This is a genomic window from Bacillus infantis (genome assembly GCF_020171945.1).
GTDB classification, from domain to species: Bacteria; Bacillota; Bacilli; order Bacillales; family Cytobacillaceae; genus Bacillus_AB; species Bacillus_AB infantis_A.
Genome location: NZ_JAIVAP010000005.1, coordinates 79,755 through 99,817 on the forward strand (window position 1 = coordinate 79,755; position 20,063 = coordinate 99,817).

General features: G+C 46.9%; 17 protein-coding genes and 1 other RNA gene. 12 read left to right on the forward strand and 6 right to left on the reverse strand.

Going from position 1 to position 20,063, the window contains the following annotated elements:
• Window positions 1–10 precede the first annotated feature (10 nt).
• A complete protein-coding gene (locus LCM00_RS10090) occupies window positions 11–2,389 on the forward strand; it encodes an ABC transporter permease subunit (RefSeq protein ID WP_224901052.1) in 2,379 nt (792 codons plus the stop codon).
• A gap of 116 nt (window positions 2,390–2,505) precedes the next feature.
• On the opposite strand, the gene LCM00_RS10095 is transcribed toward LCM00_RS10090, so the two are convergent.
• The 3 genes from LCM00_RS10095 to LCM00_RS10105 all read right to left on the reverse strand — a co-directional run bounded on the left by LCM00_RS10095 (window position 2,506) and on the right by LCM00_RS10105 (window position 4,889).
• A complete protein-coding gene (locus LCM00_RS10095; RefSeq protein ID WP_224901054.1) occupies window positions 2,506–2,985 on the reverse strand; it encodes an Hsp20/alpha crystallin family protein in 480 nt (159 codons plus the stop codon).
• 87 nt (window positions 2,986–3,072) lie between these two features.
• The gene (locus tag LCM00_RS10100) at window positions 3,073–3,990 is read right to left on the reverse strand and encodes a peptide ABC transporter permease (RefSeq protein ID WP_224901057.1); all 918 of its coding nucleotides are present in this window, start codon (window positions 3,988–3,990) and stop codon (window positions 3,073–3,075) included.
• The gene (locus LCM00_RS10105) at window positions 3,987–4,889 is read right to left on the reverse strand and encodes an ABC transporter permease subunit (RefSeq protein WP_224901059.1); all 903 of its coding nucleotides are present in this window, start codon (window positions 4,887–4,889) and stop codon (window positions 3,987–3,989) included. The genes LCM00_RS10100 and LCM00_RS10105 overlap by 4 nt, the downstream gene beginning before the upstream one ends.
• A 254-nt stretch (window positions 4,890–5,143) precedes the next feature.
• Here LCM00_RS10105 and LCM00_RS10110 point away from each other — a divergent pair, with 254 nt between their 5' ends.
• The 9 genes from LCM00_RS10110 to LCM00_RS10150 all read left to right on the forward strand — a co-directional run bounded on the left by LCM00_RS10110 (window position 5,144) and on the right by LCM00_RS10150 (window position 14,913).
• Window positions 5,144–7,447 carry a DEAD/DEAH box helicase gene (locus LCM00_RS10110; protein WP_224901061.1) on the forward strand — a complete coding sequence of 768 codons (2,304 nt, stop codon included), beginning with the start codon at window positions 5,144–5,146 and terminating at the stop codon, window positions 7,445–7,447.
• Window positions 7,431–8,720 (forward strand): ribonuclease H-like domain-containing protein, encoded by a 1,290-nt coding sequence (locus tag LCM00_RS10115; RefSeq protein ID WP_224901064.1) that lies wholly within the window; start codon window positions 7,431–7,433, stop codon window positions 8,718–8,720. The genes LCM00_RS10110 and LCM00_RS10115 overlap by 17 nt, the downstream gene beginning before the upstream one ends.
• Window positions 8,721–9,125: 405 nt before the next feature.
• Complete coding sequence (locus LCM00_RS10120) at window positions 9,126–9,449, forward strand: CotD family spore coat protein (protein ID WP_022544119.1); 324 nt, start codon at window positions 9,126–9,128, stop codon at window positions 9,447–9,449.
• Between the two features lie 89 nt (window positions 9,450–9,538).
• Window positions 9,539–10,099: an SLOG family protein gene (locus tag LCM00_RS10125; RefSeq protein WP_224901067.1), complete on the forward strand. Its 561-nt coding sequence runs from the start codon at window positions 9,539–9,541 to the stop codon at window positions 10,097–10,099.
• 85 nt (window positions 10,100–10,184) lie between these two features.
• Window positions 10,185–10,487 (forward strand): cell division regulator GpsB, encoded by a 303-nt coding sequence (gpsB, locus tag LCM00_RS10130; protein ID WP_009791232.1) that lies wholly within the window; start codon window positions 10,185–10,187, stop codon window positions 10,485–10,487.
• 81 nt (window positions 10,488–10,568) lie between these two features.
• Window positions 10,569–10,957: RNase P RNA component class B (gene rnpB, locus LCM00_RS10135), an RNA gene on the forward strand.
• 191 nt (window positions 10,958–11,148) lie between these two features.
• Window positions 11,149–12,294: a THUMP domain-containing class I SAM-dependent RNA methyltransferase gene (locus LCM00_RS10140; RefSeq protein WP_224901070.1), complete on the forward strand. Its 1,146-nt coding sequence runs from the start codon at window positions 11,149–11,151 to the stop codon at window positions 12,292–12,294.
• 91 nt (window positions 12,295–12,385) lie between these two features.
• Window positions 12,386–12,553 (forward strand): hypothetical protein, encoded by a 168-nt coding sequence (locus tag LCM00_RS10145; protein WP_224901073.1) that lies wholly within the window; start codon window positions 12,386–12,388, stop codon window positions 12,551–12,553.
• A gap of 437 nt (window positions 12,554–12,990) precedes the next feature.
• Entirely contained in the window at window positions 12,991–14,913 is a 1,923-nt protein-coding gene (locus tag LCM00_RS10150; protein WP_224901076.1) for an ATP-dependent DNA helicase, read from the forward strand.
• Between the two features lie 120 nt (window positions 14,914–15,033).
• On the opposite strand, the gene LCM00_RS24630 is transcribed toward LCM00_RS10150, so the two are convergent.
• On the reverse strand, window positions 15,034–15,165 hold the full coding sequence (locus tag LCM00_RS24630) for a hypothetical protein (protein WP_257991636.1): 132 nt from the start codon (window positions 15,163–15,165) through the stop codon (window positions 15,034–15,036).
• A gap of 104 nt (window positions 15,166–15,269) precedes the next feature.
• On the opposite strand from LCM00_RS24630, the gene LCM00_RS10155 reads away from it, so the two are divergent.
• Window positions 15,270–16,802 carry a carboxypeptidase M32 gene (locus LCM00_RS10155; RefSeq protein WP_224901079.1) on the forward strand — a complete coding sequence of 511 codons (1,533 nt, stop codon included), beginning with the start codon at window positions 15,270–15,272 and terminating at the stop codon, window positions 16,800–16,802.
• A gap of 64 nt (window positions 16,803–16,866) precedes the next feature.
• Entirely contained in the window at window positions 16,867–17,775 is a 909-nt protein-coding gene (locus LCM00_RS10160; protein ID WP_224901082.1) for a DMT family transporter, read from the forward strand.
• Window positions 17,776–17,895: 120 nt separating this feature from the next.
• Here LCM00_RS10160 and LCM00_RS10165 read toward each other — a convergent pair whose 3' ends face one another.
• Together LCM00_RS10165 and LCM00_RS10170 are read right to left on the reverse strand one after the other, a co-directional pair.
• Window positions 17,896–19,548: a b(o/a)3-type cytochrome-c oxidase subunit 1 gene (locus tag LCM00_RS10165; RefSeq protein ID WP_224901085.1), complete on the reverse strand. Its 1,653-nt coding sequence runs from the start codon at window positions 19,546–19,548 to the stop codon at window positions 17,896–17,898.
• A complete protein-coding gene (locus LCM00_RS10170; RefSeq protein ID WP_224901088.1) occupies window positions 19,548–20,027 on the reverse strand; it encodes a cytochrome c oxidase subunit II in 480 nt (159 codons plus the stop codon). The genes LCM00_RS10165 and LCM00_RS10170 overlap by 1 nt, the downstream gene beginning before the upstream one ends.
• Between the last annotated feature and the right edge of the window lie 36 nt (window positions 20,028–20,063).

Sequence of the window (20,063 nt, forward strand, 5' to 3'; positions counted from 1 at the left end):
GCTCCTCAGAGTGAATTACTCATTATATATTGGCGTATTTCTAGTCAGTGTTCTGCTTTTCTTTGCTGTTTTCGGGCCTTATCTGGCGCCCCACCAATTGTCTGAAGCGCTGGAAACCCAGTATAAGGATGGAAAGGTGCTTGCACCGCCGATCCAGCCGTTTGAATCTGATGAATATCCATTGGGGACTGACCGATGGGGCTATGACATTGCATCGATGATTCTCAATGGCCTGAAATATACGGTTTTCATCGCGATTGCCGTAACTTTTATCAAGATGGTGCTGGGTACCATTATCGGCCTGTATGTGGGGACCTGGAAACGGACACCGGGATGGCTGCTGGCGTTTGAAAATGCATGGAGCTTTGTCCCGCTGTTTCTGATCGTTTATTTTTTCTTCAGGGGAATCAATACACTAACATTCATTCCGACATGGAAGCTTATCATGCTGTTCATCCTGATCACTTCCCTTGTCAGCATTCCAAGCATTGTCTCTTCTGTCCGGCAGAAAACGGCAGAGCTGAACAAATCTGTATACATAGAAGCTGCCAGGGCATTGGGGGCAGGGAGGCACAGGCTCATCTGGAAACATATTTTCCCTCAGCTCAAGGAAACATTTCTTGTCATGTTCATTCTTGAGATTGTCTATGTGATTACGATTATGGGGCAGCTTGGCCTGCTGGAGATATTTGTCGGCGGTACAAGGGTCACCTATGATCCGCTCCTGTTCCATTCCATAACGAAAGAGCTGGCAGGACTGGTCGGCCAGGCAAGGGGGAATATTTATGGGAACCTCCATATTTTAATGGTGCCCCTTGCAGTCTTATTGATCACGACCATTTCATTCAGCCTGCTGGCCAATGGCATGAAAAACCGCTTCCAGTCCAATTACCAGAGAACACCTTGGATCAAAACCGGTCAGGAGCCAAAGCTGAAGCCGGTAAGGAAAAATTATGATGCCCAAAAAGGAAGGAAGTTCCTGTCGCCTGAGCCGATGGCGCTTATAATTCTTTTGATCCTCTTTGTCAGTGCCGGCACCTATGTATATGCCACAAAGGATCAGGATATAGGGGTGAAAAACTTCAGTAAGGCTGAATATGACCTGAGCCTTAAGATGAACAAGCAAGGAAAATTCTCATCGACGGCCAATATTGAAGTGAAGAACGAGTCAGAGGATGAATGGGATAAGCTGGTGTTCTATTTTATCCCGAATGTATTCAAGGAAGGCCATTCATTCCAAAGCGTGGAAGGCTGGGCCTCCGTAACTCTGGATGACATCGAGGTGGACGGGAAGGAAGCAAAGTATGAACTGAAGGATGATACCTTAACCGTCTTCCTTTCAGAAAAAATGGATGAAGATGATAAAGGCAAAGTTGAGATAAACTATGAATTCACCCTTCCTGAAAAAGGAAATCGTTTCTCGAAAGTGGGTAAAAATTATTATCTTGCCCAATGGTATCCGATGCTGGCAACCTTCCGTGAACATAAATGGAATAAGGAAGAGTATTCCGAAGGGCTGGAAACCTATCATACCGATTTTTCGGATTATAAGGTTACCTATGATATACCAAAAGGCTATACGATTGCCTCAACAGCAGATGAAGACCCGCCAGCTTCTGAAACCAGGGGAACTTTGAAGGCTAAAAAGGTCAGGGATTTTTTCATCAGTATTCTTAAGAATACAAGCGTACATGAGGCCGAAACGGAAAATGGGGTAAAGGTGAGGCTTTTTACAAAAGAAGATCATAATAAAGACCCTGAACAGTCGCTCGAGCTTGCGAAAAAGGCTCTGTCATTCTACCAGGATAAAATCGGGGAATACCCTCATGAGACGCTTGATGTCGTCCTGGACGAAGGCCAGTTCATGGAATATCCGGGCATTGTCACGATCAATCCGTATATTGAAGATTCGTATTTCTACCAGGCTTCCATCGTCCATGAGATAGCCCACCAGTATTTCTACGGAACCGTTTCTAATGATCCTTATTATGAAGCCTGGGTGGACGAGGGGATTACAGAGTTTGCAACCAGCATGTATTTCTATGCGGGAGAAGGCGAGGGGGAAATGAGGGCATTTTCTATTCCCTTTAACCGGATGAAGGGCATAGAAGAAGAAAACGTTAAAAGGCAGCATTCAAATGTGCCTTTAGATGAAGTGGCCCATAACGGGTATGTGTACGGCCAGCCGGCAGTAAAGCTGCTTGAACTGGTCAATAACCGCTTCATGGTTAAAGGCAATGACCCGCGTGATGTGGGAATGGACTTCCTCTCAGCGTATTATGAAAAGTATAAATATAAAGAAGTGGATTCCGAAATGTTTGCCGATTTTGCTGCAGATTACTTCTTTGTGCCGCGAGGCTATTTTACAGATTGGCTGGAGCTCGAATAGCACTCTTCAGCTGAAGAATATATGCAAAAAGCTCCCTTGCTGCAGCCGCAAGGGAGCTTTTCAGTCTCTAAAGAGGAACCTTGGATGCCTCTGGCAGGGAAGCTTCTCAATAGGCATTAATTGTTTTCGTCAATGATGATTTTCTTGCCTGACTGCTTAGCTACCCGGATGATCAGCAGACCGTCCTGATAAGAGGCCCTTACCTTTTTCTCATTGATAGGCTGCGGAAGCGGGATGGTTCTTGATGATTGCTGCACCGTCTGCTTCCGGCTGAAGGTCCTGTGTTTGTCATCTTCCTGCAGGACGGTTTCCGCATGGCTGACTGAAATGGTAATATAATTATCCAGCACATCAATATGGATCTGCTCTCTTTTTATTCCCGGAAGCTCTGCTGTAATATGATGCTCTTTATCGGTTTCAGATACCCTGACAGAAAAGGTACTCTGCGGAAAGGGGGTCTTAAAGAAATCATCAATGCTCTGCAAGAACCCTTTGACGGGTTTTTCCTGAAAGAATGTGTTCATCGATTTCATGATATCGCTGAATGGCTCATTTTTCTCTTTCTTTTTTGGGCCATCAGGCAGCTGTGAAGACATTCATGCATCTCCTCCCAAACAGAATCTTGGGATATAGTATGCAATTAGCGCCCGATTGGTCCCTTGGAGGAAGACGCAGCGTTTTACTTACAGATACCTTATCTTCCGAGCGAAAATATTTTTGATCCCCTGGGAAAGGAGATTGAAGGTGAATATAGAAAAAGTCATAAACAAGGCTGCAAAGAATGGAATCCAGATCGGGCCCCGGATGTCGATGAACGCATCCTTCAGAAGCATCGGCCAGGAGATGGAAGTGTTGACAAATTCCCATAGCCCTGTTGGCATCTGGACAAACTGCTGAGAAATGAAGATGCCGACAAAGCCAAGCTGTCCCAGGAGGAACATGACTTTTCCCAGATCTGAAATCATATAGACCAAAATTTTCCCGTACAAAAAAGGCAAGTAATATCGTTTGAACATGCCAAAGGGAGTGGTTCCCGCTGCTATTCCCCCTGTAATGAACTCTTTAGATGAAACTTCATCAAACTCCAATTTGATCATGTCGGCAGCCCTGGCTGCTTCGGAAAGGGCAACCACAAGGATCAGCCAGAAAGGCCGGTCTTCAGCAAACAATAAAGGCGGCAGATTAACGACCAGTATGACAATGATAATGGTCGGGATATAGGATAAGAAGCCATTCAGCCATTTCAGGACAGAATCGGCAGCAAGCACTTTTTTATGCGCCAGGAACGCAAAAGGAATCGCCAATGCATATCTGAGCGCTGTAATGACAACGACCAGGAAAAGCGTTTCCTTAGCGCCAAGCACAATGAGGCTCAAGAGATCCCTGCCTGCTTTATCCGTTCCGAGAGGGAAGTCTTCATTTGGCCCATATGGCGGGATGACAGGCTTTCGGTTTTCATCCATTATGTAAGTGATCGTCGACAGATCACGGTCGATAAAAGGGAGGTAAGGGCCAATAAAAGCAATAAAAGCCAAAATCCCAAGACAAAGCAGGCTTATAAGAAATACACTATATTTTTCCCACTGAAATTTTCTGTTCATATCAATTCGCTTCCCCCTGGCCTTTTTGGCATAAAAAGATATTTAGCTGATTGAGAGGCCAGTATGGTTAAAAACATCAGCACCAGGAATGGAAGCATCAGCGCAAAAGAAGAAACATCATTATAATTCAGGATGCTCTTAAGCAGATTGTTTCCTGCTCCCTCGTAGCCGGATAACTTCTCCACGATCGGCAGGCTTGACAGGATGTACAGCATGATGAACTGAGCCTGATTGAGAAGTGTCCCTGCACAGTTAAAAAGGATATGCAGATAGATCCTTTTCCTTCCCAGTCCTTTTGAGTAGGCTGTCCGGATATAATCCTCCCCGCTTTCCTTGTCCATTGCAGCAGCGGTAAAATTGACCATATGAATGAAAGGGAAAAGTGTCAGTGAGATCATTGGGAGCAGAAAACTGTACCAATGCTCATGGCCGTAAAGCGTAATCTTTGGGAAACCCAATTGAATCAGCTTGATCAATATATACTGCAGGCTCATATACAGAAAAAAATCAGGAACAGATGAAAACAGCCAGGACAGCGCTTCCTGGATTTTGCCCCGCATACGGAGGCGCAAAGAAAACTTTGCAATTCCGGCCATTATGCCGGCTGCCATGCTGATAAAGAAAGCAGGAAGGATGATTCCCAGGCTTCTTTTCATATAGAGGATGGTTTCTTCAGATACTTTCCTGCCGGTCCGGCTCTCGCCGAATCCGTTTTCTTTCTGGATAAATTGAAAGAAGGATTGGATTTTATTTTTGTAGGCCTCTGCACTGAAAGGATAATCCATTTCAATGTGAAAAGCGGAAGGCTGATGGATGACCGGTTCTCTTGGCAGCAGCAGAATCAAGAGAAAGCTTGCCAGCACAAGGAGAAAAATGAACAGCTTTTTCAGTAATAGCATAAAACGATTGACCCCCATTCTTCTATATATCTGTTAAAATAGGTTTTCCGCGGCTGGAGAGCCGCATTTTGTAAAAAATATATCTGAATTGTCGCAAATTTTATACCATCAGTCAATTTGTTTTTGGAAAAATCTGATAATCCTAAAATTGGTTATTCAAATCATGTTCCAAAATAATCCAACGGTAAAACGATAGAAAAACCTTTTTGAACGAACGTTTATTCGGTAGAATGAGTGTATGAGGTGAACGGAAAATGAAGCTCAGGAAAAATCTCCAGGAGATATTGAAAGATTTAAAGATGACTGAAGAATTCAAGGACAATATTGTCCATTGGCATACTATTGAAGAAAAAGAGGCAAAAACAGAGGAACTGCCGGAGGATATACATCCTTCCTTGAGAAATGCATTGGAAAGGCGGGGCATCAGCCGCCTTTATACACACCAGAGGTCTGCCTATGCTGCTGCTTCTGAGGGAAAAAGCCTTGTGGCTGTCACACCCACTGCATCTGGTAAAACACTATGCTATAACCTTCCCGTCCTGCAGACGGCCGTCAGCGACCCGAAGGCGAGGGCATTGTATATTTTCCCTACCAAAGCACTGGCCCAGGACCAGAAGAGTGAAATAAATGAATTGATCCAGGAAGCGGAGCTCCCTGTCAACAGCTATACGTATGATGGCGATACTCCGGCAAATATAAGGGAAAAAGTGAGGAAAGCGGGCCATGTTGTCATAACAAACCCTGATATGCTGCATTCGGCGATTCTTCCCCATCATACCAAATGGGTTTCTCTTTTTGAAAACCTCAAATACGTTGTTATTGATGAGGTTCATATATACAGAGGCGTGTTCGGCAGCCATGTGGCAAACGTGATCCGCAGGCTCAGGCGCATCTGCCGTTTCTACGGGAGCGACCCGCTCTTCATCTGCACATCGGCTACCATTGCCAATCCGCTTGAGCTTGCTGAAAACCTGACGGAAAAGAAAATGGAGCTGATAGACAATAACGGGGCGCCAAGCGGAAGGAAGCACTTCTTGTTCTATAACCCGCCAATCGTCAATAAACCGATGAATATACGGCGCAGCGCCACGCTTGAAGCAAGGAAGCTGGCAGGAAGGCTCCTGAAAAACCGCATACAGACCATTGTATTTGCCAGGAGCCGGGTCAGAGTCGAAATCCTGCTCACCTACCTCCAGGAGCTGGTTAAGCATCAGCTGGGCCCGAAAGCCATCAGAGGCTACCGGGGAGGCTATCTGCCGACAGAGAGAAGGGCAATTGAAAAGGGACTGCGTGCGGGTGAAATCTACGGGGTCGTCAGTACAAATGCATTGGAGCTTGGCGTGGATATCGGCCAGCTTCAGGTCTGCATCATGACGGGTTATCCGGGATCGATCGCAAGCTCGTGGCAGCAGGCAGGACGGGCAGGGCGGAGGCATGGCGAGTCTCTCGTCATCCTTGTTGCAAGCTCCAGCCCCCTGGACCAGTACGTCATCCAGAATCCGGACTACTTTTTCAATAAAAGCCCGGAAACGGCCAGGATCAATCCTGACAACCTAATCATTTTAATCGACCATATGAAGTGTGCTGCCTACGAGCTGCCTTTTAAATATGGGGAGAAATTCGGCACTGCAGATACGGAGGAACTTCTTGAATATCTGACAGAGGAAAGGGTGCTTTACCAAAACGGCGATAAATGGCACTGGATGAATGATTCTTTTCCTGCCCACAATATCAGCCTCCGGTCTGCTTCACAGGAAAATGTCATCATCATTGATCAGTCAGACATTGCAAACGTGAAGGTCATAGGCGAAATGGACCGTTTCTCTGCGATGACACTCCTGCATGATGAAGCCATCTACCTCCATCAGGGCACCCAGTTCCAGGTTGAGTATCTGGATTGGGATGAAAAGAAAGCATATGTGAGGGAGGTTGATGTGGATTATTTCACAGATGCCAATCTGGCCGTCGAGCTCAAAGTGCTTGAAGAAGATAAAAACAGGTCACGCGGTGAAATGGAAATCGGCTATGGCGATGTGAGCGTGCTGGCCATGGCAACGATTTTCAAGAAGATCAAGTTTGAAACACATGAAAACATCGGATCCGGGCCGATCCATTTGCCTCAGGAAGAGCTGCATACAAGCTCGGCATGGATATCCATCGGCAAGGAGCAGATCCAATTTGATGAGGACCGTATTGAAGAAGGTCTGATCGGGACCGCCCATGCACTCAAGCATATAGCCCCATTGTTTGTCATGTGCGACCCGCAGGATATTTTCGTCGTACCGCAAGTGAAGGCCGCGCATAATGAGAAGCCGACCATCTTCTTTTATGACCGCTATCCGGGAGGCATCGGGCTGAGTGAAAAGCTCTATGATGGCATTGAAACGGTCATACAAAAAGCTGAAGGCATGGTAGCAGGCTGCTCCTGCGAGAACGGCTGCCCATCGTGCATTGGGACTGACTCAGCTATGAATACGGCAAAAAGCGATGTTTTGAAGCTTTTGGCTTTATTCAGAAAAACGGCTATGGAGGGGGAGCGGTATGAGCCTCAAAAATAAGCTGAACCGATTGAAGCCTCATCTTTCAAAAGAACAGGGGAGTGAACCGGCTAAGCCTGTCGGGACAGCAGAAGTTCCCAAGGAATTTATGCTTCATGACCTGTGGAAGGAAAACGGGGTTGTCCCATTCCATTTTGAGGATACCTTCTGCCTTGTCAGGGAAAAGGAATATCCGCTTGACTGGAAGCATGGGAATTACCGGTTCTCTGATTTTGCGGCAGCTGTGGATGCATGGAACAGCAGGGATGTGTCCCATCCGCTTTCCTCTGCCGGGCATCAGCCTGAGGAGCTGTTCTTCTTTGATACAGAAACAACGGGTCTTGGCGGCGGCACCGGCAACACGATTTTCCTGCTGGGCCATGCCAGTGTAACGCGTGATGGTGTGAAGCTCAGGCAGCACATCCTTCCCCATCCCGGTGCAGAGGTGCCTCTTTATAAGAGCTTTTTGGACAGCGTGGATTATACAACCATGGTCACCTATAATGGCAAAGCTTTTGACTGGCCGCAGGTGAAGACAAGGCATACCCTTATCAGGGAACAGGTACCCAAGCTTCCGCCTTTCGGGCATTTTGATCTTTACCACGCATCCCGAAGGATCTGGAAGCACAGGCTCGAAAGGCTGAAGCTTTCCATCGTCGAGAAGGAGGTGCTTGGTGTTGAGCGGAAAGATGATATACCAGGCTTCCTTGCACCGATGATTTATTTTGATTTTGTCCAGACAAAGAACCCTGAAGGCATGCTCGGAATCCTGAAGCATAATGAAATCGATATCCTGTCGCTCATAACGCTGTACACACATCTATCCTATCAGCTCCTTGGGCTGGACGGCAGACAGACCGCTGCGGAAACCTATGAAGTAGGGCGGTGGTTTTCTTCTCTTGGCAACACTTCTTCGGCGAAAGCAGCCTTTGTGCAGGCAGCACAGACAGAAAATGAAGAGTCGTTAAAGGCCAGGAATGCACTTGCGTTTGAGTACAAGAAACTGAAGGACTGGGAACAGGCGGCCGCTCTTTGGCAGGAATGCGCCGATTCGGAGTCCGATCCGAAAATTACTGCTGAATCATCCATTGAACTGGCAAAATATTTTGAGCATCGCAGCAAAGATCTTGGGCGGGCAGTCCATTATGCTGAAAAAGCGAGAGAGGCGCTGGCAGCCGTTCCTGCACCAGGTACCTCTGATAGGCTTAAGCCGGAAACAGATAAGCGGATCCGGAGGCTCTATGCAAAGCTGGAAAAAGAACAGTCCCGGAATCATGACCGTTTCAGCATGTGAAAAAAGCGCAGCATCAGGAAAGTATCATCCTGGCTGCGCTTTTTTGCATCAAGGGAAGCAGGTCTGCCCGCTGTAACAAAACTTTAATATTTCTATATGCAAAAACCATTATTTATTAGTTGTCTGTACCTCATTGAAGCTGTAAAATTGAATGTTGTATGCTACATACAGTGAATAAAAAGAGTGAGGCTGGTTTGGATGTATAAAGCAATATTGTTCCTGTTTTTTGTTGTCATCTGTCTGACAGTCATTATTTTTTCCAGCATGAAGGACAGCTTTTATGTGATGCTGTAGCGAAAAAACCCCGGCAAATGCATAAAATTAGGTGTTTTCCTTAGTACAAGATTCCCCCTTTCATCATAACTTGTTAGTGTAAATATAACAGAATGAAGGGAGATCTTAATTATGCATTGCGGACCAAGACCGAATATTTGCCCGGCAGTTGTCCACCCGACAAAATGCTGTGTAAATCATACTTTCCAGAATAATGTGGTGCCTCATATCCATCCTACACACACTACGACAGTCAACCACATTAATTTTCAGCATCAGCATTATTTCCCACAAACACAATCAGTTGTAAATGAAGTGACAAACCAGCAGTTTGTCGCAGGCCCTGGCCCGGCCCCTGGATTTGGAGGACCTGGCTTCGGCGGCCCTGGAGCAGGCGGCTTCGGCGGACCTGGGTTCGGAGGCCCAGGCTTTGGCGGCCCAGGCTTCGGAAGATAATAATCTGTCCTATTAAGGTGCAGAATACCAAGGCAGGGGCCTGTTTACAGGCCCCTGCTCACTTTTTTACATAGAAAGGAGCAGCCCAAATGAAAACAGCGGTTGTCTCAGGCTATAAACCCCACGAGTTGGGAATTTTCAAACGAAATGACCCTGCAGCAGCTTTCATAAGGGCTGCAATCAGGAAAAGCCTGCTCAGTATGCTTGATGAAGGGCTTGAATGGGTGATTATCAGCGGGCAGCCGGGCGCAGAGTTATGGGCTGCTGAGGAGGTCTTTCAGCTTCAGCTCGATGAATATCCTGATCTAAAGCTGGCCGTCATCACCCCATTCCTGGACCAGGAGCAGAACTGGAGCGATTCCAATAAAGAGTGGTATGAATCAGTCATTTCCCAGGCCGATTTTGTGGATTCAGTAACAAGGAAGCCTTACGAAAAGCCCTGGCAGTTCAGGCTGAAGAATCAATTCCTTATCGAAAAAAGCGATGTGCTTCTTCTTGTATATGATACAGAAAAGGAAGGTACGCCAAAGTTCATATATGAAGCAGCTAAAAGCTACCAGGAAAAGAATCCATACGATATCAGGATGATTTCTTTTTATGATCTTCAGCTGATTGTTGAAGAAGAGCAGATGAAGAACCAGGATTTTTAATTTTGTTCGAAAGATAAATTGACAAAAGTACATATTTTTGAAAAAATATATTAAGATTATTCAGCGATAGACTGAGGTGAATGTGATGCTATCCGATAAAGTTAAGTTAACAGCAAAAGACATTTTGGAAAAAGAATTCAAGGCAGGGATGCGGGGATACAAGCCTGAAGACGTCGATAAGTTCCTGGATCTGATCATCAAGGATTATGAAACCTTCCACCAGGAAATCGAAGACCTCCAGCAGGAAAACCTGCGCCTGAAGAAACAGCTTGATGAAGCCTCAAGAAGGCCTGCAAGCACCCAGACTGCCGGAACAACGAACTTTGATATATTAAAGCGCCTTTCCAATCTGGAAAAGCACGTTTTTGGCAGCAAACTTTATGAATAACAGCTTTTAACTGATTTTCCTTTTTAAAACCATTGCTATTGGAAGCCAGATTGAATATAATATCATTTGTAGTCATTAATAACGTTCGGGTAATCGCTGCGGCAGCTTGCTGCTGCAGAGGAAAGTCCATGCTCGCACGGACTGAGATGTCCGTAGTGTTCGTGCCTGGCGAAGTCATAAGCCAGGGCAGCCGGGCGATTGCGCGGCTGACGGCAGGGAAAATGCCTAAGTCCTTCGGGATATGGCATGAATACCTTGAAAGTGCCACAGTGACGGAGCCTTTCCAGAAATGGGAAGGGTGGAACGAGGTAAACCCCGCGAGCGAGAAACCCAAATAATGGTAGGGGCACTTTCTCTGAGGAAATGAACAAGGAGAAGGACAGATTTTATATCTGTAGATAGATGATTGCCGCCTTAGTACGAGACGCAGGTCGATTGCAGTACAAAGGAACAAAACATGGCTTACAGAACGTTATTAGTGAGATGATTTTTGAAATGGTAAAGCTCTCCTTTTGCAGGAGGGCTTTTTTAATACATAATACATTGGCCAAACTCATAAAGGGGAACACTTGCACGCGGAAACTTCTTCAGGCTATGATGGATGAAGCGGACCGCAGGCCGGAAATAATTAAGGGAAGACCTACTGGAAAGGATGTCTTACATGGGAAAGTATCAGATCATCGCTACAGCGGCAATGGGGCTTGAAGCGCTCGTTGCGAAGGAAGTGCGGGCACTTGGATATGAATGCCAGGTGGAGAACGGAAGAGTTGAATACACAGGGGATGAGACAGCTATAGCAAGAAGCAACTTATGGCTGAGAACGGCAGACCGGATAAAAATAAAAGTCGGCGAGTTTAAAGCTTATACTTTCGATGAGCTGTTCGAAAAAACAAAAAGCCTTCCCTGGGATCAGTATATTGCAGAAGATGCTGAGTTCCCGGTAATCGGCAAGTCTGTCAAATCAAAGCTGTTCAGCGTTTCTGACTGCCAGGCAATCGTCAAAAAGGCGATTGTCGAAAAGCTGCGGACAAAATATAAGAAAACAGGCTGGTTTGATGAAACAGGCCCATTATGCCGCATTGAGATTTCAATGCTGAAGGATACAGCAACCCTGACTCTGGATGCCAGCGGAAGCGGCCTTCATAAACGGGGATACCGGGCAGGCCAGGGAGAAGCGCCGCTGAAGGAAACACTGGCTGCTGCGCTCGTCCAGCTGACGAACTGGACCCCGGACAAGCCATTCGTGGATCCTTTCTGCGGATCCGGGACCATTCCAATTGAGGCGGCATTGATCGGGCAGAATATCGCCCCAGGCTTTAACCGGGAATTTACCTCTGAAAAGTGGGGCTGGATGCCGGAAAAAGTGTGGGACGATGCGAGAGATGAGGCAGAGGACCTGGCTGACTATGATCAGGCATTAGACATAACCGGATCGGATATAGACCACAGAATGGTGAAGATCGCCCAGGAGAATGCTTTTGAAGCCGGGCTTGGGGATATGATCCAATTCAAGCAGATGCAGGTACGGGATTTTACCACGAATAAGGAATATGGCGTGATCATCGGCAACCCTCCATATGGAGAAAGGCTTGGGGAAAAGGGTGCGGTACAGAAAATGTACCGTGAAATGGGAGAGGCCCTCTCAGGACTTGATACTTGGTCCATTTATATGCTTACATCTGATGAGGACTTTGAACAGCATTTCGGGCGCCAGGCAACGAAGAAAAGGAAGCTGTTTAACGGATTCATCCGAACAGACCTCTATCAATACTGGGGCAAGCGCCCGCCAAGAGAAAACAGGCAGTAAGAGGAATAAAAGGTTCTCATATTGAATAAACTAGCAATACTCGATCGTTTTTGGATTAGATAGGCTAGTTTTATTTACAGGAGGAGAGCCAATGGATTACAGGACTCTTGATTTCTATAGAATTTCCCAGGCGCTTGACTACTCGATGGAAATGCTGGTAAAAGAAACGCCTGCAGAGCAGGTGCTGGATGAACTGAAAAGCGCTCAGCACGAGCTCCGGCAGGCCCTGTCCTTTTCCCATTCCGGCAGGCAGCAGTAAATCCTGCCTGATGTCCGGCAATAACCAGGCCCAATGCTGGCCTCCTCGAAGGGAGTGCCAGTTTTTTGCCGTTCAAGATTATAAGTTGTGCTGAATTCCTGATCCATGCGCAAAGCTTCCACGGTCTCTTGAGCTTGACTAGTTGGAAAAATAGTATAAAATGATTCTTGGCCTCCCAGTTTACAGGCCTTGATGCTGCAGAGTGCAGCTTGATGCAAAAATGAAAGGCCGTGCTTCCATGGCCGTAAATAATATTGAAAATTACCGCCTCAGCCAGGCGGTTATACTTTTTTTATGCTGAAAAATCGCAGCACTTCTGCATGTGCAGGAGTTTTTCCGCCATAGGCGGACAAGGCCGCAGGCCAATGTCCGGTCCCCCGTCATTTTGCCAAAGTTATAGGAAGCCCATGGGACGCTTCTGGATATAGGAGGATTACATGCAAAACCAATTGCCCTTTGCAGTAGCAAAAACAGAATCATTTTTTGAGAAGCTTGGCGACTGGATCGGGGATGTTTTCTATGATCTGCTCCCAGAAGCCGGTTTTGAATTAAGAGACGAACAGATCTATATGGCTTTCCAGCTGGAAAATGCCTTCAAGGAGAAGAAGACGATCTTTGCTGAAGCTGGTGTCGGGACAGGAAAAACGCTGGTCTATCTCCTGTATTCTATCTGCTATGCAAGATATACGAATAAACCGGCTATCATAGCCTGTGCCGATGAAACCCTCATTGAGCAGCTTGTTAAAAAGGAAGGGGACATCGCCAAGCTTGAAAAGGCGCTTGGACTGAATATTGATGTGCGCCTGGCAAAATCAAGGGATCAATATCTCTGCTTGAACAAACTGGACAAGGCTGTAGCGGAACAGGATTACGAGGCTTATGGAAATATATATGACCAGCTTCCGTCCTTTACCCACAGCGGAGGATCCTTGCAGAATTTCGAAAGATACGGAGACAGGAAGGATTATCCTGAGCTGACAGACAGCGAATGGACCGGTGTATCATGGGATTCTCTTCAGGATTGCTTTACATGCGAGAAAAGGCACCGTTGCGGCCAGACACTGCACAGAGATTATTACCGGAACAGCCAGGACCTGATCATATGCTCGCATGATTTCTATATGGAGCATATCTGGACCAAAGAATCCCGCAAAAGAGAAGGCCAGCTGCCGCTGCTGCCAGAATCCTGCACAGTCGTATTCGATGAAGGGCACCTGCTTGAGTATGCCAGCCAGAAAGCCTTGACATACAGGCTGACCGAGCAGATTCTGGAATCGCTCCTTACCCGCCTGATGGCTAATGACGTCAGGGAAAAAACGCTGAATCTGATTGAAGACACCATCGTCCAGAATGAGACATTCTTCCATGCGCTTTCTGCTGCTGCCGGCAGCCGCACGGACTCTGAGAAGCAGCAGATTGCCAAAGGGCCGGCTGTTCTGAAAGAAGGAAAGCTCCTGCTTGAAATGATCGGCTCACTGGAAGAGGAGCTTGTCTTTGAAAGCGAAATGTATGTTATCAATGAATATGACCTGAAGGTTGTAGAAGAATATCTTGAGCAAATTTCATTCTCGCTCTCCCTGTTCATGAAAGATAAGGGCGGTATCAATTGGTTTGAAGAGCATAATGGTGAAAGGACACTTGTCATCATGCCTAGAATGGTAGAGGAAATCATGAGGGATGAGGTATTTTCCCAAAAGAAACCATTCATCTTTTCTTCAGCCACTTTATCCGAAAAAGGCTCATTCGACTATATGGCTTCAAGCCTGGGCATCGATGACTATTTATCATTCACTGTAGCATCACCTTTCAGCTATGAAGAAAAAATGGCCATTCATATGCCGGAATACAGTGAAGAAGATATGGCCGGCAAAATGGAATATACCTTGGAGCAGCTTAAGAAATCAGGGGGCAGAGGCCTTGTGCTCTTTACTGATCAAAGAGAGCTGAACCTGTTTAAAGACTATGCACAGGGCAAAACGGAATTCCCTGTCTATTTTGAAGGGGAGGCTGAAATCAGTACACTCGTATCAAAATTCCAGAATGAAGAAGAAGCAGTCCTTTGCTCTACAAACCTTTGGGAGGGCCTTGATATTCCAGGCAGGTCGCTCGAAAATGTAATTATTTTCTCACTCCCGTTCCCTCCGCATGATCCGGTGTTTGATGCCAAGCGTGAAAGCGCGGAAGATTCTTTCCGGGAAATCGACATGCCATACATGCTTCTCAGGCTCCGCCAGGGAGTCGGCAGGCTCATCAGGGGCCATGAGGACAGAGGAACAGTACACATCCTGACCAGCACAGAAGAAGATGCTTCTGTCCTTGAGTCTGTTGAAGGTGTGCTGCCTGTCACACCTGTGAAATAATGTTTTGATTGCCCCCCCTTGGCCGAGGGAGGGGCTTTTTCTTATTTACATCAAAGATTCCTGATTTTTTCAGTATGGTCCAGCCGACAAGGCTAAGCCGATAAGTCAAAATCTATTCCTTCAGCCCCTATCTTCTTCGCTGCATTCAAAGCAAATCGTTTTCTTGTCATCCGTTATGATACCGTTGAAAAATCCATCAAGGCAATAAATTATTTTTCCGCATCGTCCGCAAGTACCGGCAGGTTCCCTCATAATTCTTCCTCCTGATTTTAGGTGTTTACAGGTCTATTCTAGCGTTTTATTCAGAAAAATGTGATAAAATATACTTTGCAAATGATTTTTAGGGGGATGCCAGCATGAATGAAGCATTGAAAAAAACTGAAAAAGACTTTCTTGATTTTGTAAAAAAGATGAGCGCTTATAATGAGGCGCTGTCATTAATATTCTGGGATCTTCGGACCGGCGCTCCCAAAAAGGGTGTAGATCAGCGCACTGAAGTAATCGGCATGCTGTCTTCCGAAGTGTTTAGGATGTCCACTTCAGAAGAAATGGCTGCATACATAGCAAAGCTTTCTGGAGAAGAAGCGGCTGCATCACTTGATGCAATTACCGTAAAGGTACTGGAAGAAAGCAAGAAAGAATATGACCGGAATAAGAAAATCCCGGCTGAGGAGTATAAGGAATACGTCATCCTGCAGTCAAAGGCTGAAAGTGTGTGGGAAGAGGCAAAAGAAAAGTCGGATTTCACCCTCTTCCAGCCGTATCTGGAAAAGCTTGTTGAAGCCAATAAGCGCTTTATCCAGTACTGGGGCTATGAAGGGAATAAATACAACACACTCCTGGATATGTATGAACCGGGCATAACAGTCGATGTGCTGGATGAAGTTTTTGGCGAGCTCAGAAGCAAAATAGTACCACTCGTCCAAAGCATATCTGAATCGGATTCAAAGCCGGATACCAGTTTTTTATATGAAAATTTCCCGAAGGAGAAGCAGCGTGATTTCAGCTTGGAAATCCTGAAGCAGATGGGCTATGACTTCGATGCAGGAAGGCTTGATGAAACGGTCCATCCATTTGCGACAGGCCTGAATCCCGGGGATGTCAGGGTAACAACGAAATATGATGAGAAGGATTTCCGCACAGCCGTATTCGGGACAATCCATGAAGGCGGCCATGCGCTTTATGAACAGAATATTTCCAGAGACCTGGTAGGCACTCCGCTGTGCACCGGGACATCAATGGGAATCCATGAATCACAGTCTCTCTTTTATGAGAATTTTGTGGGGCGCAGTGAATCATTCTGGAAGAAAAATTACGAACTGCTCAAGCAGTACGCTAATGGCCAGTTTGACGGGGTGGAGCCGGAAGATTTTTACCGTGCCATCAATGAGTCAAAACCGTCGCTGATCAGGATAGAAGCAGATGAATTGACCTACCCGCTTCATGTTATTGTCCGCTATGAAATCGAAAAAGGGCTGTTCAATGATGAAATTGAAGTGAAGGACCTTCCGGAAATCTGGAACAGCAAATACGAAGAATACCTGGGAGTAAGACCGTCCAATGATGCGGAAGGAGTTCTTCAGGATGTCCATTGGGCAGGGGGCAGCTTTGGGTATTTCCCTTCATATGCCCTCGGTTATATGTATGCGGCACAGCTAAAGCAAGCGATGCTGAAGGATCTTCCGGATTACGACCAGCTTCTTGAAAATGGTGATCTTGCGCCAATCAAGGAATGGTTCACGAAAAACGTCCATCAGTACGGCAAGCTGAAAAAGCCGCTTGAGATTCTTGAAGATGTGACTGGCGAAGGGCTGAATGCCAGCTGTCTGTCTGATTATCTTTATGAGAAATACGGGAAGGTCTACCGTTTAAAAGAGTCATCCCGTTAATTTTAAAAAATGAAGAAAGGGAAAAAGAGCGGTTCAAGCCGCTCTTTTTCTGCAGGGTGAGGCAATGAAGAAGCTGATGCCATATTTTGCAATCTCTGCCGGTGCTTCTTTATGGGGCCTGATTGCATATTTTATCAGGGGCTTATCCGGGTTTGGCTTTTCTTCAATGGAAATCGTAGGGATCCGGGCAGTAACTGCTGCTGCGGCTTTGCTGCTGACAGGGCTTTTTCTGGCGCCTGGCCGGCTGGCTCTGAAAAGACCATCTGATATTGGCATGTTTGCCGGCACCGGGATTTGCAGCATCGTGTTTTTTAATTGGTGCTATTTTACCAGCATCAATCTGATGGATATTTCAATCGCAGTCATACTGCTGTATACTTCTCCTGCATTTGTAGCAGTTTTGTCCTATATTTTCCTGAAAGAGAAAATAACCGGGCGGAAAATCATTGCCGTTTGCGGGACCGTTGCCGGGTGTATCCTGATTGCAGGGATGGGGGGCAGTGCTGGTTTAAGCGTAATTGGAGTGGTCATCGGACTGGGAGCGGGTCTTGGCTATGCACTTTACAGCATCTTTGGAAAGTTTGCGCTTCAAAAGTATGAGCCGTTTACTGTAACACTTTATACATTCCTGACTGCCTCTGCTGTCCTGCTGCCGATAACCAGGCTGTGGGAAAAAGCTTCTCTGTTCTTAAAGCCGGAGGTTCTGTTCCTTGGCCTTGGGCTCGGCCTGCTGCCGACCGTGCTTGCCTACTTTCTTTATACCTGGGGCTTACAGAAGACAGAAAGCAGCAAGGCAGCGGTCATTGCTGCGATTGAGCCTGTCGTCGCCATCCTCCTGGGTGTGGCTTTATATTCTGAATCACTTGGATTCCTGCAGCTGTCCGGCTCTATGATCATCATACTATGCGTCATCCTCGTGAACCTCCCGGAAAGAAAGGGGAGAACAGGCCTTCGGGCAGGCAAGAGTGCATAAGGAAACACTCCAGCTGATGCTGGAGTGTTTTTTTGGCTCGAGAATTGGTTTATCCTGGGCTGCAGGACGCAGCGTATTTAGTCTGCGTTCCTTAATCTGAACAAGCTTCCTCCGCTTTTCTTACCACAATTTATATCCCTTAGATCCCGGTGGTGCGTTTTGGATCAGGTCGATGAACGGGATGGTATAGGCGAACAGGATGAGGGCAGCGGTAATGCCGATCCATAGCTTCCAGTTTTCAAAGACAAGCGGGGTTTTCCCGGCATTTTCCGCTGTTTCGCCTACCGGGAATTCTTCGCAGCCTTTAGGGGCCATGAAGGCGAGATTTACAAATATATACAGCATCAGGATGATAGCAAGGAACAGGATGGATCCCCCGATTGCCTGTGCGACTTGATAGGGGATCCATTCAGCTGCCTGGGCCGCGCCGCCGTACTCAGAAAAGGAAGAGCGGCGGGGGGCGCCCAGTAATCCTGCAGCATGCATGGCCCCGGACATGAATGTCATGCCGATTGCCCAAAGCACGCCTTGTGTAATGGCGAGGCGGTTCATTGCTTTCGTCAGGACCCTGCCGGTTAAATGCGGGACCAGCCAGTAAGAAATGCCGAAGAATGTCAGGACCACCGCAGTTGCCACGGTTAAATGGAAATGGCCGGTAACCCAGATTGTGTTGTGAACCACCTGGTTCATCTGGTGTGATGCGTTAACAATGCCTCCTGCACCCGCAGGGATGAAGGCAACCATCCCGATGAATGGAACGGTGAAGCGGGCATCCCCCCAAGGCAGTTTCTTAAGCCAGCCGAATAAGCCGCTTGCCCCTTTGGATCTTCCGAATCCTTCAAATGTGGCAAATAATGAAAAGGCGGTCATTAAAGACGGAATTACAACCAGGAATGTCAGGATTACCTGCAGGAATTTCCAGGCCGCATCGATTCCCGGCTCCATCAGCTGATGGTGGAATCCGACGGGTATGGAAAATAGCAGGAATAGAATGAATGACATCCGGGCAAGTGAATCTGAAAAAATCTTTGCGCCGATTACTTTCGGAATTACAACATACCAGCCCATATAAGCTGGAAGAAGCCAGAAATAGACGAGTGGATGTCCGAAATACCAGAAGAGCGTCCGGCTTACTCCGACATTGACTGTCTCCACAAGGCCCAGCGACCATGGAAGCAGCTGTATGAGCACAGTTGCGGCCACTCCAATGGTAGCAACGATCCACATGATGGTATTTACCAGGCTCATGAATGTGAGCAGGGGACTCGGCTGCTTGGGATTATTCCTGCGCCACTCTGCGTATTTCATGATGATGGCAGCTCCATCAAACCAGCTGCCGACTACTACAAAGGTCAGTCCAAGATAATAAATCGCATGTGCCTGCAAAGGGGCATAAAATGTATATAAAACGCTTGCTTCATTCAAAAGAATCATGATGGCTGCCATGATGGTTCCCGCTGTCATGAGCCAAAAACCGATCCAGCCCATCGTCCGCTGCTTTTTCGTCAAAGTCCCGGATGTTTTGCTGACTGCTGCAAGCTGGAAGCCCATAATGAAGAACGTGGTGAGGACCAGTCCCAACACGACTCCATGGACAGTGAGAATCTGATAATAGCCGATTCCGGCAGGCAGCTGGAACTTGCCGGAACGTACAAGCACCTGCAGCAGGCCGGCAAGCCCGCCGATTGCGAGCGCTGTGAAAGCTACATAGAAATGAGCCATGGCAAGCTTCCCGTCCTGTCTGTCGACCTTTGGATTCTGATTTTGCTTCATTATGCTTCAACCACCTTTATTTTTGACGTCATCATATGATGTCCTGCTCCGCAGTACTCATTGCACAAGATCAGATACTCTCCAGCTTTATCAAAAGTGGCTGTATGCTCACTGATATATCCTGGTTCAATCATCATATTGATGTTTGAGCCTGCGACCTCAAAGCCGTGGATAACGTCCTTTGTCGTCGCAATGATCTTAACCTTTGCCCCAAGAGGTATTTCAATATCGCCCGGATTATAGGAAAAGGCGGAAGCAACGAATACCAGCTCATAATCCCAATCCTTTCCTTCCACTTTTTTAAGGCCGGGCTCATTGAATGGCGCAGTCTGGTCCACCTTTTCCGGATTGATGGTTGCAAGGCAGCTCGGCGGCTGGTTGCCAAGATAGAATGCGCTGATGCCAAGCACCGTCAAGAAAACGATCAGTGAGCCGATTCCGAAGCCGAGCCAGGCTTTTTCATATTTATGCATATGCATAGCTTTCTTCTCCCTTCAGGCTATTAAAATATAATA